11 protein-coding genes and 1 tRNA gene are annotated in these 16146 nt (G+C 53.7%); all 12 read left to right on the top strand.

Annotated features, from left to right (window positions below):
- Nucleotides 1-56 precede the first annotated feature (56 nt).
- The 12 genes from tuf to HC248_RS16420 all read left to right on the top strand — a co-directional run bounded on the left by tuf (nucleotide 57) and on the right by HC248_RS16420 (nucleotide 16052).
- On the top strand, nucleotides 57-1247 hold the full coding sequence (gene tuf / locus HC248_RS16475; RefSeq protein ID WP_168920827.1) for an elongation factor Tu: 1191 nt from the start codon (nucleotides 57-59) through the stop codon (nucleotides 1245-1247).
- Between the two features lie 61 nt (nucleotides 1248-1308).
- Nucleotides 1309-1384, top strand: a tRNA-Trp gene (locus HC248_RS16470).
- 170 nt (nucleotides 1385-1554) lie between these two features.
- Nucleotides 1555-1938 (top strand): preprotein translocase subunit SecE, encoded by a 384-nt coding sequence (gene secE, locus HC248_RS16465; protein WP_168923428.1) that lies wholly within the window; start codon nucleotides 1555-1557, stop codon nucleotides 1936-1938.
- Nucleotides 1939-1982: 44 nt separating this feature from the next.
- Nucleotides 1983-2534 (top strand): transcription termination/antitermination protein NusG, encoded by a 552-nt coding sequence (gene nusG, locus HC248_RS16460; RefSeq protein ID WP_202882481.1) that lies wholly within the window; start codon nucleotides 1983-1985, stop codon nucleotides 2532-2534.
- Between the two features lie 192 nt (nucleotides 2535-2726).
- Nucleotides 2727-3161, top strand: a complete 435-nt coding sequence (gene rplK / locus HC248_RS16455; protein ID WP_168923426.1) for a 50S ribosomal protein L11 — start codon at nucleotides 2727-2729, stop codon at nucleotides 3159-3161.
- Nucleotides 3158-3853, top strand: a complete 696-nt coding sequence (gene rplA, locus HC248_RS16450) for a 50S ribosomal protein L1 (protein WP_168923425.1) — start codon at nucleotides 3158-3160, stop codon at nucleotides 3851-3853. Before rplK ends, rplA begins: the two co-directional genes overlap by 4 nt.
- Before the next feature lie 260 nt (nucleotides 3854-4113).
- Complete coding sequence (rplJ, locus tag HC248_RS16445; protein ID WP_168923424.1) at nucleotides 4114-4689, top strand: 50S ribosomal protein L10; 576 nt, start codon at nucleotides 4114-4116, stop codon at nucleotides 4687-4689.
- An 80-nt stretch (nucleotides 4690-4769) separates the two neighbouring features.
- The gene (rplL, locus tag HC248_RS16440) at nucleotides 4770-5144 is read left to right on the top strand and encodes a 50S ribosomal protein L7/L12 (RefSeq protein WP_168923423.1); all 375 of its coding nucleotides are present in this window, start codon (nucleotides 4770-4772) and stop codon (nucleotides 5142-5144) included.
- 277 nt (nucleotides 5145-5421) lie between these two features.
- Nucleotides 5422-9534, top strand: coding sequence for a DNA-directed RNA polymerase subunit beta (rpoB, locus tag HC248_RS16435; RefSeq protein WP_168923422.1), 4113 nt, complete (start codon nucleotides 5422-5424; stop codon nucleotides 9532-9534).
- A gap of 25 nt (nucleotides 9535-9559) precedes the next feature.
- The gene (gene rpoC, locus HC248_RS16430; protein WP_168923421.1) at nucleotides 9560-13777 is read left to right on the top strand and encodes a DNA-directed RNA polymerase subunit beta'; all 4218 of its coding nucleotides are present in this window, start codon (nucleotides 9560-9562) and stop codon (nucleotides 13775-13777) included.
- 180 nt (nucleotides 13778-13957) lie between these two features.
- Nucleotides 13958-14551, top strand: coding sequence for a LemA family protein (locus HC248_RS16425; RefSeq protein WP_168923420.1), 594 nt, complete (start codon nucleotides 13958-13960; stop codon nucleotides 14549-14551).
- A 181-nt stretch (nucleotides 14552-14732) separates the two neighbouring features.
- A complete protein-coding gene (locus HC248_RS16420) occupies nucleotides 14733-16052 on the top strand; it encodes an NAD(P)/FAD-dependent oxidoreductase (protein ID WP_168923419.1) in 1320 nt (439 codons plus the stop codon).
- Nucleotides 16053-16146: the final 94 nt, after the last annotated feature.

Below are 16146 nucleotides of genomic sequence, written 5' to 3'. Positions count from 1 at the left end.
TGCCGGATCTGGCGTTTATTGGTGTTGCAACTCTTCAAAAATTTCTGGAGCGGAAAATGGCAAAAGGCAAATTCGAGCGAACTAAACCCCACGTCAACGTAGGCACCATCGGTCACGTTGACCATGGCAAAACTACACTGACAGCTGCAATCACCACGGTGCTCGCAGCCAAGTTCGGCGGCGAAGCCAAAGGCTACGACCAAATTGACGCGGCTCCGGAAGAAAAAGCACGCGGCATTACCATCAACACAGCCCACGTTGAGTACGAAACGGAAAACCGTCACTACGCACACGTTGACTGTCCAGGTCACGCTGACTACGTTAAAAACATGATTACCGGCGCGGCCCAGATGGACGGCGCTATTTTGGTTTGCTCCGCAGCTGACGGCCCAATGCCACAGACTCGCGAGCACATTTTGCTGGCCCGCCAAGTTGGCGTTCCCTACATCATCGTGTTCCTGAACAAGTGCGACATGGTTGACGATGCTGAATTGTTAGAGCTCGTCGAAATGGAAGTGCGCGAGTTGCTCGACAAGTACGATTTCCCAGGTGACGACACCCCAATCATCCACGGTTCAGCCAAGCTGGCCATGGAAGGCGACAAGGGTCCTTTGGGTGAAGAAGCCATCATGAAGTTGGCCGATGCACTCGACAACTACATCCCAATGCCACAGCGCGCAGTTGACGGCGCATTCTTGCTGCCAGTAGAAGACGTGTTCTCGATCTCAGGTCGCGGCACTGTTGTGACTGGCCGTATCGAGCGCGGTATTGTGAAAGTCGGCGAAGAGATCGAAATCGTCGGTATCGCAGACACACAAAAAACCATTTGCACCGGCGTGGAAATGTTCCGCAAATTGCTTGACCAAGGTCAAGCCGGTGACAACGTCGGCATCTTGCTGCGCGGCACCAAGCGTGAAGATGTGCAGCGCGGCCAAGTGCTATGCAAGCCAAACTCGATCAAGCCACACACCCACTTCACTGGCGAGATCTATGTCTTGTCCAAGGATGAGGGCGGCCGTCACACACCATTTTTCAACAACTACCGTCCACAGTTTTACTTCCGTACCACGGACGTGACCGGTGCGATCGAGTTGCCAGAAGGCAAAGAAATGGTCATGCCAGGCGATAACGTGTCTATCACCGTCAAGCTGATCAACCCGATCGCCATGGAAGAAGGCTTGCGCTTTGCTATCCGTGAAGGTGGCCGTACCGTTGGTGCTGGTGTGGTTGCTAAGATCATTGCGTAAGTAATCGAGCAATAAATAAGATAATGCAGTTCCGGGTTATTTCCGGACTGATTCGAAATGTAGGGGCATAGCTCAATTGGCAGAGCGTCGGTCTCCAAAACCGAAGGTTGTAAGTTCGATTCTTACTGCCCCTGCCACCCGGCTGATGAGGTGAATTGCTCACACTTCAGGCCAAGGTGGTGATGCATTAGTACAAAGTATTCGGCCCGCCGGGAGTGTAAACGCCGGGCGGGCTAAAGTGTTTTAAAAAGCAGACTGCAAAAATTTTTTGCAGCAGCGTCAAGATTGAACAGGAAAATCGGCAACCATGGCCTCTAATCAAGTTGAAACTGTTAATACCACTGCAGACAAGGCCAAACTTGGCTTAGCCGTCGCTCTGGTGGTGGCTTCGTTAGTCGGTTTTTATCTGCTGGCTCGTCAAGGACAGATCGCTCAGTGGGGTGCGTTGCTCGCTGGTCTTGTGGCTGCCATCGTTGTTTTTATGACGGCAGAAACAGGTAAGCAATTCGTTGCTTTTGGCCGCGACTCAGTGCGCGAGGTCAGAAAAGTTGTCTGGCCTACACGTAAAGAAGCAATTCAAATGACAGCTTATGTCTTTGCATTCGTTTTCGTGATGGCCTTGTTTTTATGGTTAACCGACAAGACGCTCGAATGGGTGTTCTACGATCTGTTACTGGGATGGAAAGTCTAATGAGCGATATAAACGGCATTGTTGTCAACGAATTCACACCGGGCATGTCCCTCACGCCTACCCCTGGCATGCAGTGGTATGTGGTGCATGCTTATTCGGGCATGGAAAAAGCAGTTGAACGCAATATTACTGAGCGCATTAACCGCGCCGGCATGGAGTCGAAATTCGGTCGTTTCTTGGTTCCTACTGAAGAAGTAGTCGAGATAAAGAACGGTCAGAAAAAGACCACTGAACGTCGTTTCTTTCCGGGCTATGTGCTGGTTGAGATGATGATGGACGACGAGACTTGGCACTTGGTCAAACACACCAATAAAGTCACAGGCTTTGTGGGTGGTGCGAAAAATCGCCCAGCACCTATTTCTGAAGATGACGTGCAAAAAATCGTCAGCCAGATGCAGGTGGGTACTGACAAGCCGCGGCATAAAGTTGAGTTTGAAACCGGCGAATATGTGCGCGTCAAAGACGGCCCGTTTACCGACTTCAACGGCACTGTCGAAGAAGTCAACTACGACAAAAACAAGGTTCGCGTCTCAGTCACTATTTTCGGCCGCGCCACACCGGTGGAGCTTGAGTTCAGCCAGATCGAAAAAACCTAATTTACTGAAAAGTAAATCAGGAATGAACTTTGCGGCTTAGGCCGCATCAGCTTAGTAGTCGGTATTTTTAAAATTTGCGCTTTGCAACTCGGCGCGATGGCTCGTAAGAGTCTCAATGAGTTGTGTAACCCCCGGGAAGCTTGGTCGCTGATGTCAGTGGCCTAGCGTTATGACCCGCAAGGAGAAAAAAGTATGGCGAAAAAAATCGTCGGCTTTGTCAAGCTGCAAGTGCCAGCTGGTAAGGCTAACCCATCCCCCCCAATCGGACCTGCTCTGGGTCAACGTGGCCTGAACATCATGGAGTTCTGCAAAGCATTCAATGCGCAGACCCAAGGTATCGAGCCAGGAACACCGCTGCCAGTGGTGATTACTGCTTATGCAGACAAGAGCTTTACCTTCATCATCAAGACCGCGCCTGCCGTGGCTTTGATCAAGAAGGCTATCAAGCTTGACAAGGGTTCGGCTACGCCGCACACCGTCAAGGTTGGCAAAATTACTCGTGCCCAGCTCGAGGAAATCGCTAAGCACAAGATGAAAGATTTGACTGCAGCCGATCTGGATGCAGCGGTTCGTACTATTGCCGGTTCCGCCCGTTCTATGGGTGTCACGGTCGAAGGTGTCCTATGAGCAAGATGACTAAACGCCAAAAAACGGTTGGCGACAAGATTGACAGCAACAAGCTGTACAACCTGCTCGACGCCATCGGTCTCGTCAAAGAGTTCGCCGTTGCTAAGTTCGATGAGTCCATCGACGTAGCCGTCCAACTCGGTATTGATGCCAAGAAATCTGACCAAGTCGTTCGCGGCGCAGTCGTGATGCCTAACGGTACCGGTAAAAACAAACGTGTGGCTGTGTTCGCCCAAGGCGCTAAGGCTGATGAAGCCCGCGCCGCTGGTGCTGATATCGTCGGTATGGACGACCTCGCAGCTGACATTAAAGCTGGCAAGATGGACTTCGATGTCGTCATTGCTTCGCCTGATGCAATGCGTATCGTCGGTACGCTCGGCCAGATTCTTGGCCCACGCGGCCTGATGCCTAACCCGAAAGTTGGTACCGTCACCCCTGACGTGGCAACCGCCGTGAAAAACGCAAAAGCTGGTCAAGTCCAGTACCGCGTTGACAAGGCCGGCATCATCCACGGCACCATTGGTCGCCGCTCGTTTGATACTGACAAATTGCAGGGCAACTTGGCCGCGCTGATCGAGGCTCTGATCAAGTCCAAGCCAGCGTCAAGCAAAGGTGTTTACCTGAAAAAAGTCGCTGTTTCGTCGACGATGGGTGTGGGCGTTCGCGTCGACACACAAAGCATTAACGGCTAAAACAGCAAAAAATTTGGATTAGCTTGTAAGGGCTGATCCGATGTGGTGGGCTGCTGAGATCGCAAGACCTCGGCAGGTCATCCAAGACCGTTGGTGCAGCAGGTGTTAAACCCAGTTGCTTAATCGAAAGACAGCCAACGCAGATGGCGGTCCCGCTGCGAAGAGTTTGAAAAAAGTCTGAAACAGTTGGTCGCTGAGTATGAGTGCCCAAGGGGCGGTGTGATAACACCGACCTGCAAGCACATTTTAAGGAGTAGACCTTGAGTCTTAACCGCAGTGAGAAACAAGCCGTCATTGAAGAAGTGACAAGCCTCGCCGCCAGTGCTCAAACGCTCGTGATGGCGGAATACCGTGGTATCACGGTCGCTGACATGACTAAATTGCGCAGCCAAGCCCGCGAAAAAGGCGTAACCCTGAGTGTTCTCAAGAACACCCTGGCACGTCGCGCTGTGATTGGTACCGCATTTGAAGTTCTGTCCGACCAGATGACCGGTCCGCTGATCTATGGTTTTTCTGTTGACGCAGTCTCCGCCGCGAAAGTGGTGTCTGACTTCGCGAAGACCAACGATAAGTTGGTTATTCGTGCTGGTGCGTTCGGCGGCAAAGCCCTGGACATCAATGGCATTAAGCAACTGGCCAATATTCCTTCACGGGAAGTATTGCTGGCACAGGTATGTGGTTTGCTGATGTCGCCAATGTCACGTACAGCCGTTGTGCTGAACGCGTTGATGGCGAAACGGGTTGCCGAACAAGCACCTGTCGCAGAAGAAGTTTCAGCCGCTCCCGCAGCGCCTGAAGCTCCAGAAGCACCCGCAGCCGAAGCCACAGTGGCGTAAACCCAATGTGTGGAGTCAGTGCAAGTCCTTAGTGACTGCCCAACTCCCCAACTGTTAATAGATATATTTAGGATTTCAAAATGGCATTTGATAAAGACGCATTTTTGACCGCGCTTGACAGCATGACGGTTCTGGAACTCAACGATCTGGTGAAGGCCATCGAAGAGAAGTTTGGCGTAAGCGCTGCTGCAATGTCGGCTCCTGCAGCCGGCGGCGGCGGCGGTGCAGCTGTTGCTGAAGAGCAGACTGAATTCAATGTTGTGCTGACCGAAGTCGGCGCCAACAAAGTTTCCGTCATTAAAGCAGTTCGCGAACTGACCGGCCTGGGCTTGAAAGAAGCCAAGGACGTGGTTGACGGCGCACCTAAGAACGTCAAAGAAGGCGTGTCTAAGGCTGACGCTGAAGCCGCTAAGAAGAAGCTTGAAGAAGCCGGCGCTAAGGCCGAACTCAAGTAATCCTTGTGGATTAGAAAGGCTGGAAGTCCGGTTTCGGGCTTCCAGCCTTTTGTGCTTACAAGATCAGTAACAAGATTAGTTAAAAGAGTGCACTGAAAACCCGACTTATACGCCGCGTTCTCAGTGTTTTCTGACCCTCGACTGCAGAAAATGCCTTGGTCCGGGTGACGTGCAATGCGTCACCGTCCGCCATGGTTGGTAGTGGCCAACCACCAAGCCCGCCTGAATACGTTGTGTATTCGGGTACAGAGTCCCAGAGCCTATCAACGGAGAACTCATGGCATATTCATTCACCGAACGCAAACGCATTCGCAAAAGCTTCGGCAACCGCGAAAGCGTGTTGGCGGTTCCTTATTTGTTGCAAATGCAAAAAGACGCCTATTTGGCGTTTCTGCAAGCTGATCGTGCGCCCCAAAAGCGCACCAGCGAAGGCTTGCAAGCAGCTTTTGAAAACGCATTCCCCATCGTCTCGCACAACGGTTTTGTTGAGATGAAATTCATCGAATACAACCTGGCCAAGCCAGCGTTTGATGTTCGAGAATGCCAGACTCGCGGCCTGACCTTTGCGTCGGCTGTGCGCGCCAAAGTGCAATTGATTATTTATGACCGTGAGTCTTCGACATCGCAGTCCAAAGTCGTCAAAGAAGTTAAAGAGCAAGAAGTCTACATGGGCGAAGTTCCGCTCATGACGGACAAAGGCTCATTTGTTATCAATGGCACCGAGCGTGTCATCGTCTCGCAGCTGCACCGCTCGCCAGGTGTGTTCTTTGAACATGACAAGGGCAAGACCCATAGCTCAGGCAAGCTGCTGTTTTCGGCGCGTATCATCCCTTACCGCGGCTCGTGGCTGGACTTCGAGTTCGACCCGAAAGACGTGTTGTATTTCCGGGTTGACCGCCGCCGCAAAATGCCAGTGACGATTTTGCTCAAGGCCATTGGTCTGAACCATGAGTCGATATTGGCGAACTTCTTTGTGTTCGACAACTTCCGCTTGATGGACACCGGCGCGCAAATGGAATTCGTCGCCGAGCGTATGCGCGGTGAAGTCGCGCGTTTTGACATTACCGACAAGCTCGGCAAAGTCGTGATCGCTAAAGACAAGCGCATCACTGTTCGCCATACCCGTGAACTCGCCGAAACCGGCACCACCACGATTAGCGTTCCAGAAGATTACTTGGTTGGCCGCGTAGTTGCTAAGAACATCATTGACGCTGAGTCCGGTGAGATCATCGCCAAGGCCAATGATGAGTTGTCAGAGTTGCTGCTCAAAAAGCTGCGCGTCGCTGGCATTACTGACTTGCAAGTGCTTTATACCAACGAGCTAGACCAAGGTGCGTACATTTCACAAACCTTGCGCGCTGATGAAACCGCCGACGAATTCGCCGCGCGCGTTGCTATCTACCGCATGATGCGTCCCGGCGAGCCGCCGACTGAAGACGCCGTCCAAGCGTTGTTCCAGCGTCTGTTCTACAACCCGGACACTTACGATCTGTCCCGCGTTGGCCGTATGAAGTTCAACGCCCGCATTGGCCGCGACAGCAGCACCGGTCCAATGGTCATGACTAACGAGGACATCCTCTCCGTGGTCAAGATCTTGGTCGATTTGCGTAACGGCAATGGCGACGTCGATGACATCGATCACCTCGGTAATCGCCGCGTGCGTTGCGTCGGTGAATTGGCTGAAAACCAGTACCGCACTGGCTTGGCACGAATCGAAAAAGCCGTCAAAGAGCGTCTCGGCCAAGCCGAGCAAGAGCCTTTGATGCCGCATGACTTGATCAACAGCAAGCCGATTTCCGCAGCGCTCAAAGAGTTCTTCGGTGCTTCTCAGCTGTCCCAGTTCATGGACCAAACCAATCCACTGTCCGAGATCACGCACAAGCGTCGTGTCTCTGCCCTTGGCCCCGGCGGTTTGACGCGTGAGCGTGCAGGCTTTGAAGTGCGTGACGTGCACGTGACCCATTACGGTCGCGTCTGCCCGATTGAGACACCAGAAGGTCCGAACATTGGTCTGATCAATTCGCTGGCACTCTACGCGCGTTTAAATGAGTACGGTTTCATTGAAACCCCTTACCTGCGTGTGGTTGACGGCAAGGTTTCTAGCCAGATCGATTACTTGTCCGCGATTGAAGAAGGCAAGTACGTCATCGCTCAGGCGAATGCTGAACTCAACGAAGCCAATGTTTTGACCGGTGAGTTGATCTCCGCACGTGAAAACGGCGAGTCGATTTTGGTCGGTGCTGAACGTATCCAGTACATGGACGTCTCGCCTGCGCAGATCGTTTCTGTTGCCGCTTCACTCGTACCATTCCTTGAGCACGACGATGCAAATCGCGCGCTGATGGGCGCCAACATGCAGCGTCAAGCTGTGCCGGTTCTGCGTCCTGAAAAAGCTTTGGTCGGCACTGGTATTGAGCGCGTCTCCGCGGTCGACTCCGGCACCGTGGTCACGGCAACTCGCGGCGGCAAGGTTGACTATGTCGACGCAACCCGCATCGTGGTTCGTGTCAATGACGCGGAAGCGTTAGCTGGCGAGATCGGCGTAGATATCTACAACCTGATCAAGTATCAGCGTTCGAACCAAAACACCAACATCCATCAGCGTCCTATCGTCAAGATGGGCGACCAGTTGTCCAAGGGCGACGTGATTGCTGACGGCGCATCGACTGACGTCGGCGAGTTGGCACTGGGTCAAAACATGCTGGTCGGCTTTATGCCATGGAACGGCTATAACTTCGAAGATTCGATCTTGATCTCTGAGCGTGTGGTGGCCGAAGACCGCTACACCTCGATTCACATCGAAGAACTCGTCGTGATGGCGCGTGACACCAAGCTGGGCTCGGAAGAAATTACCCGCGACATTCCTAACCTGTCCGAGCATCAGCTCAACCGTCTTGACGAATCCGGCATTATTTATGTTGGTGCTGAAGTCCAGCCGGGCGACACGCTGGTCGGCAAGGTCACGCCAAAAGGCGAGACCACCTTGACGCCAGAAGAAAAGTTGTTGCGCGCGATTTTTGGCGAAAAAGCCAGCGATGTGAAAGACACTTCGCTGCGCGTCAGCCAAGGCTCGTCAGGCACTGTGATCGACGTGCAAGTCTTCACCCGTGAAGGCATTACCCGTGACAAGCGTGCACAGCAAATTATTGACGACGAGCTCAAGCGTTTCCGCTTGGACTTGAACGATCAGCTGCGCATCGTTGAAGCAGATGCGTTTGACCGTATCGAGAAAATGCTGATCGGCAAGATTGCTAACGGCGGCCCTAAAAAGCTGGCCAAGGGCACGACTATCGACAAGGCCTATCTGGACGACGTCGAGAAGTACACCTGGTTTGACATCCGTCCTGCGGATGACGAAGCAGCGACCCAGCTCGAGAGCATCAAAAACTCGATGGAGCAAACCCGTCACAGCTTCGATTTGGGCTTTGAAGAAAAGCGCAAAAAGCTCACGCAGGGCGACGAGTTGCCAGCTGGCGTGCTGAAGATGGTCAAGGTTTACTTGGCCGTTAAGCGCCGTTTGCAACCGGGTGACAAGATGGCCGGTCGTCACGGCAATAAAGGTGTGGTGTCTAAGATCGTTCCGGTCGAAGACATGCCTTTCATGGCCGACGGCACACCGTGCGACATCGTGCTCAACCCGCTGGGCGTGCCATCGCGCATGAACGTCGGTCAGGTGCTGGAAGTTCACTTGGGCTGGGCCGCTAAAGGTTTGGGCCACAGAATTGGTGACATGCTGCAAGCCGAAGCCAAGGTTGCAGAGCTGCGCCAGTTCATGGAAAGCATCTACAACAAGTCTGGCCGTGTGGAAGACTTGAGCCAACTGTCTGACAGCGAAGTCATGGAAATGGCTGGCAACTTACAAGCTGGCGTGCCATTTTCAACGCCGGTGTTTGACGGTGCTTCGGAAGCGGAAATCATGGACATGCTGCAATTGGCATACCCTGATGACATCGCCAAGGCTAAAGCCCTGACGACAACCCGTACCCAAGCGCAGCTGTTTGACGGCCGCACCGGTGATCAGTTCGAGCGCACCACCACGGTGGGCTATATGCACGTGCTCAAGCTTCACCACTTGGTTGATGACAAGATGCATGCGCGCTCTACCGGTCCTTACTCGCTGGTCACGCAGCAACCACTGGGCGGTAAAGCGCAGTTCGGTGGACAGCGTTTCGGTGAGATGGAAGTCTGGGCACTCGAAGCTTATGGCGCGGCTTACACGCTGCAGGAAATGCTCACGGTCAAGTCAGATGACGTGCAGGGCCGTACCAAGGTCTACGAGAGCATTGTTAAAGGTGAGCACGCGATCACGGCAGGTATGCCGGAGTCGTTCAACGTGCTGGTCAAAGAAATTCGTTCGCTCGGTATCGATATCGAACTCGAGCGCAGCTAAGCAGCAACGATAAAAGGATTTACACATGAAATCATTACTCGACCTGTTCAAGCAGTTCACGCCGGATGAGCATTTCGATGCCATCAAAATCGGCATGGCCTCGCCGGAGAAAATCCGTTCGTGGTCTTTTGGCGAAGTTAAAAAGCCAGAAACCATCAACTACCGTACCTTCAAGCCAGAGCGCGACGGTCTTTTCTGTGCCAAGATTTTTGGCCCTATTAAAGACTACGAATGCCTGTGCGGTAAGTACAAGCGCCTCAAGCATCGCGGTGTGATCTGCGAGAAGTGCGGCGTTGAAGTCACACAGACCAAAGTGCGCCGCGAGCGCATGGGTCACATCGATTTGGCCGCGCCTTGCGCTCACATCTGGTTCCTCAAATCCTTGCCATCGCGCTTGGGTATGGTGCTGGACATGACGCTGCGGGACATCGAACGCGTGCTCTACTTTGAAGCCTATGTGGTGACCGATCCCGGCATGACACCGCTGAAAAAATTCAGCATCATGTCCGAAGACGACTATGACGCTAAGCGCAAAGAATACGGTGACGAGTACGTTGCCAAAATGGGCGCTGAAGGTATCAAGGACTTGCTCGAAGGTCTAGACCTCGACATGGAAATCGACAAGTTGCGCAACGACTTGACCGGCTCCGAAATCAAGATCAAGAAAAACGCCAAGCGTTTGAAGTTGATGGAAGCGTTCAAAAAGTCCGGTATCAAGCCGCATTGGATGGTGCTCGACGTGCTGCCGGTTCTGCCGCCAGACCTGCGCCCACTCGTGCCGCTAGACGGTGGCCGTTTTGCGACCTCCGACTTGAACGACTTGTATCGCCGCGTGATTAACCGCAACAGCCGTCTACGCCGTTTGCTGGAATTAAAAGCGCCTGAAATCATTGCCCGCAATGAAAAGCGCATGCTGCAAGAAGCGGTTGACTCCTTGCTTGACAACGGTCGTCGCGGTAAAGCCATGACCGGCGCCAACAAGCGCGCACTGAAATCTTTGGCCGACATGATCAAGGGTAAATCCGGTCGTTTCCGTCAGAATTTGTTGGGCAAGCGGGTCGATTATTCGGGTCGTTCAGTGATTACCGTGGGCCCTACGCTCAAATTGCATCAGTGCGGTTTGCCAAAGCTGATGGCACTGGAATTGTTCAAGCCCTTCATCTTCGCGCAACTCGAATCGCGCGGCATTGCCACGACGATTAAAGCGGCTAAGAAAGAAGTCGAAACCGGCACGCCAGTGGTTTGGGACATTCTTGAAGAAGTCATTAAAGAGCACCCGATCATGCTCAACCGTGCGCCTACGCTGCACCGCTTGGGTATTCAGGCTTTCGAGCCGATCTTGATCGAAGGTAAAGCGATTCAGCTGCACCCACTGGTTTGCTCGGCCTTTAACGCCGACTTTGACGGTGACCAGATGGCGGTTCACGTGCCCCTGTCGGTGGAAGCACAGATGGAAGCGCGCACTTTGATGCTGGCTTCAAACAACATCTTGTTCCCGGCCAACGGCGAGCCGTCGATTGTTCCGTCGCAAGACGTTGTGCTCGGCTTGTACTACACGACGCGCGACCGTACCAACGGCAAGGGCGAAGGCCTGGTGTTCTCGGACACCGGCGAAGTGCGCCGCGCTTTTGATGCGGGTGAGCTCGACTTGAACGCCCGCATCAGCGTGCGTCTGACCGAGTGGACCAAGGACAAAGAAACGCAGGAATTCATTCCGTCGACCAAGCTGTGGGAAACCACCGGCGGACGCGCGTTGCTTTCCGAGATCTTGCCAAAAGGTCTGCCTTTCTCCAACATCAACAAAGCCTTGAAGAAGAAGGAAATCTCCAAACTCATCAACGTGTCTTTCCGCAAGTGCGGTTTGAAAGAGACCGTGGTGTTTGCCGATAAGTTGCTGCAGTCGGGATTCCGCCTAGCAACCCGGGCGGGTATTTCCATCTGTATCGACGACATGTTGGTGCCGGTTGAAAAGCACGCCATCATTGCGCGCGCCCAGAAGGAAGTCAAAGAGATCGAGCAGCAGTATGTCTCGGGTCTGGTGACCGCCGGCGAGCGCTACAACAAGGTGGTGGACATTTGGGGCAAGTCGGGTGACGACGTCTCCAAGGTCATGATGGCCCAGCTCTCGAAAGAAAAAGTCATTGACCGTCATGGCAATGAAGTCGATCAAGAGTCGTTCAACTCCATCTACATGATGGCCGACTCTGGCGCTCGCGGCTCTGCTGCGCAGATTCGCCAGGTTGCCGGTATGCGCGGTTTGATGGCCAAGCCTGACGGCTCCATCATCGAGACGCCAATTACCGCCAACTTCCGTGAAGGCCTGAACGTGTTGGAGTACTTCATCTCCACCCACGGCGCCCGTAAGGGTCTGGCTGACACGGCACTGAAAACCGCTAACTCCGGCTACCTCACACGCCGTTTGTGCGATGTGGTGCAGGACTTGGTGGTGACAGTGCACGATTGCGGCACCAGCGAAGGCTCGGTGATGCGCGCCATCGTCGAAGGCGGCGAAGTGATCGAATCATTGCGCGACCGCGTACTCGGACGCACGGTTGTCGAAGACGTGTTGCACCCAGAAGACCGCTCTGTTTTATACCCCGCCGGCACCATGCTGGACGAGGACATGATGGACGTGCTCGAAGTGGCCGGCGTTGACGAAATCAAAGTTCGTACCGCTCTTAATTGCGAGACTCGCTTTGGTCTGTGCGCCAGCTGCTACGGCCGCGATTTGGGCCGTGGTGGTCTGATCAATATCGGTGAAGCGGTCGGCATTATTGCGGCCCAGTCCATCGGTGAGCCAGGCACGCAGCTAACCATGCGTACCTTCCACATCGGCGGTGCGGCTTCCCGTGCAGCGATTGCTTCCAGCGTAGAAGCCAAGTCCAACGGCGTGATCGGCTTTAACGTGCCTATGCGTTATGTGACCAATAACAAGGGTGACCTGGTGGTGATTGCGCGTTCCGGTGAGATCGTCATTCATGACGAGCATGGCCGTGAGCGTGAGCGCCACAAGGTGCCGTATGGCGCGATTTTGGCGGTCAAGGCTGACCAACAAATCAAGGCCGGCACCATTCTGGCTAACTGGGACCCATTGACCCGCCCCATCATTACCGAGTTCGCCGGCAAGGTGCTGTTCGAGAATGTGGAAGAAGGCGTGACAGTTGCTAAGCAGCTCGATGATGTGACCGGTTTGTCTACCTTGGTGGTGATCGATCCAAAACGTCGCGGTGCAACCAAGGTGATTCGTCCTTTGGTTAAGCTGATTGATGCAACTGGCAATGAAGTCAAGATCCCGGGCACCGATCATGCTGTGACGATTGGCTTCCAAATCGGCTCTTTGGTTCAGGTGCGTGACGGACAAGAAGTTGGCCCTGGCGAAGTGCTGGCGCGTATCCCTGTCGAAGGCCAGAAGACGCGCGACATCACCGGCGGTTTACCGCGTGTTGCCGAGCTGTTCGAAGCCCGTACGCCAAAAGACAAGGGCACACTCGCCGAGATGACGGGTACCGTGTCTTTCGGTAAGGAAACCAAGGGCAAGGTCCGCTTGCAAATTACTGATCCTGAAGGCAAGGTCTGGGAAGACTTGGTTCCAAAGGAAAAGAACATTCTGGTTCACGAAGGCCAAGTTGTGAACAAGGGCGAGTCAATTGTGGACGGCCCGGCCGATCCGCAAGACATCTTGCGTTTGCTCGGCATGGAAGAGTTGGCCCGCTACATCGTTGACGAAGTGCAGGACGTTTACCGCCTGCAAGGCGTGAAGATTAACGACAAACACATTGAAGTGATTGTTCGTCAGATGCTGCGCCGTGTGGTTATCGACAATGTGGGTGATTCAACCTATATCGCCGGTGAGCAAGTCGAGCGTTCATCGCTGTTTGACAACAACGATGCATTGCGTGCGGCCAACAAACTGCCAGCGACCTATACCAATTTGTTGCTCGGTATTACCAAAGCTTCGTTGTCAACGGATTCGTTTATTTCTGCGGCTTCCTTCCAGGAAACCACTCGCGTGCTCACCGAGGCTGCCATCATGGGCAAGCGCGACGAGCTGCGCGGTTTGAAAGAAAACGTGATCGTTGGCCGCTTAATCCCAGCCGGTACCGGCATGGCTTACCACGATGCCCGCAAAGCCAAGGACTTGATGGACGACGCCGAGCGCCGCGCCATCTCCGAATCTGAAGCGGCTGAAATGGAAACCAGTGCAGTCACAGAATCACAGAGCGAAGGCCCAGCGACTGAGTAATCAAGCGCTGCGCTTGAAGCAGGTCTGATCAACCCGCTTCTGCCATGCCCCGCAAGCTTCGCCGCTTGCGGGGCATTTTTTTTGCATGTTTTAACTAACGGATTTTTTGTGATCGCTCTGCCTACAAGTCGGGGTTAAAAACCGCTAAGCTAAGTTTTCAATATAAAAACGAAAGCGCTTGTGTCAGCTCAATCCATCACTCTCCTCGTCATCTGCGTCGTGCTGGTTTGCTGGGTCGTCGGTGCCTACAACCGCTTGGTTAGACTCAAGAACGCGATCGCCAACGCTTTTGCGCAGATCGATGTTCAATTCAAACGTCGCTATGACTTAATACCCCACTTGGTAGAAGCTGCTAAAAAGTACTTGCGGCATGAAAATGAAACCCTTGAGACCGTCACGTTAGCGCGTAATGTTGCTAAAACCGCTAGCGAAGCCGTGCGTAGTCGTCCCACCAATGCCCAAGCCGTGAGCGCGTTGTCGGCGGCCGAGCAAGTGTTAGACGGCAAGCTGGGTCAGTTCTTCGCCGTGTCTGAGTCGTATCCCGCATTAAAGGGAGATGCCACTATCCGTGAGCTTTCCGAAGCGCTGGCCAGCACTGAAAACAAAGTGGCTTTCTCGCGCCAAGCTTATAACGATGCGGTACTCGATTACAACAACGCCCGAGCTCAGTTTCCTGCTGTGCTGGTGGCAAGACTGTTTAGGTTCTCACCCGCGCTGGTGTTGCGTGAGACCGAAAGCGCTGCCGAACGACAAGCTATTCGTACTAATCTTTAATTTAATTTATTAAATCAGCCGTGCGAATTTGAACGACAAGTTCAGGCCAGATCGCAAACCACACGCTGGCTGCTGTTTTTCGCCTTCATGCTTGCTCTGCTTCTGCTCATTAATTTGACCTTATCCTGGCTCCAGCGTATTTTTTGCCCTGCGTGCTTCTTTGCACAAAAAAATAAGTCCAATGAAACCCAAAACAGTCCCTGTATTTCTAGCTACCACTGGCCTGAGGCGCCGAGCCCTTTTGCAGTCTTCTGCTGCCCTCGCTCTGATCGGCTTGGGCGGCAACGTGATTGCCGCCGGAATGCCGTCCAAGGCCACGGTTGTGGTCATTGGTGGCGGGTTTGGCGGCGCTACGGCGGCCAAGTATGTGCGCTTACTTAGCGGCTACAAAATTGAGGTGGTTTTGATTGAGCCACAAACGGCCTTTGTGTCCAGCCCCATGTCCAATCTGGTGGTGGGTGGGCGCTGGCAGATGGCTGACATCACTATGCCCTTCGCCAGCTTGAGTAAAAACCACGGCGTGACGCTGGTGCGTGATTACGTCAGTGCGATTGATAGCGCTAAAAAAACCGTCACCTTGGCCAGTGGCGTCAGCATAGGCTATGACAAGTTGGTGCTGTCCCCCGGTGTTGACTTGCAGTTGGATGCGATACAGGGCTTGGTCGCTGGCAACGCCTCGGGCCAGATTTTGCATGCTTGGAAGGCTGGCGCGCAAACCGCAGCGCTGCGCCAGCAACTCGCTGACATGCCTGACGGCGGCGTCTACGCCATTACCATTCCCCCAGCGCCATACCGCTGTCCACCTGGCCCGTACGAGCGAGCTTCATTAGTGGCGGCTTACTTCAAAGCCGAAAAACCGCGCAGCAAGGTCTTGATATTGGATGCGAATCCGGACGTGGTCTCTAAAGCCGCGCTGTTTAAAAAAGTCTGGGCTGAAGACTACGCTGGCATTCTCGACTACCGCTGCAGCCACAATGTGTCATCGGTCGATGGCAAGACCGGCATGGTCTATTTTGATTTTCAAGACGCGGTAAAAGCCGATGTACTCAATGTGTTGCCACCCATGCGCGCCTGCGGCATTGCCATTAAAGCGGGGCTGAATAATCAAGCCAATCAACGTTGGTGCGGCGTGAATTTTCTAAACTTTGAGTCCACCGTCGCCAAGGACGTGCATGTGCTGGGTGACGCAATACAAGTCGCGCCGGCCATGCCTAAAAGTGCCCACATGGCTAACCACCACGGCAAGGTGGCCGCCGCCGCCATCGTCGCTGAATTGGCTGGACGGGATATCAATCCTGCCCCTATGCTGACTGACACCTGCTATAGCTTTGTGGATGGCCGGCGTGGAATTCATGAGGCCAGCGTGTACGAATACATCGTGGCCGAGAAAACATTCAGATCCGTTGCTGGCGCTGGCCAGGTGTGCAGCCAGCCTAGTGAGATCGAGGGCAGTTACGCGATCAATTGGGCGAAAAATATTTGGGCTGATACGCTGGTCTAATACTGTCATAGCCGGCAACATCATCCAAGCCTTTCGTGTTGCCTACGCCGCCTGTTCTCGGGCAGCCTTTATTACCCCACAGTCCTGACCATTA

This window comes from Polaromonas vacuolata (genome assembly GCF_012584515.1).
GTDB lineage: Bacteria > Pseudomonadota > Gammaproteobacteria > Burkholderiales > Burkholderiaceae_C > Polaromonas > Polaromonas vacuolata.
This window is presented reverse-complemented; position numbering and strand designations above follow the sequence as displayed.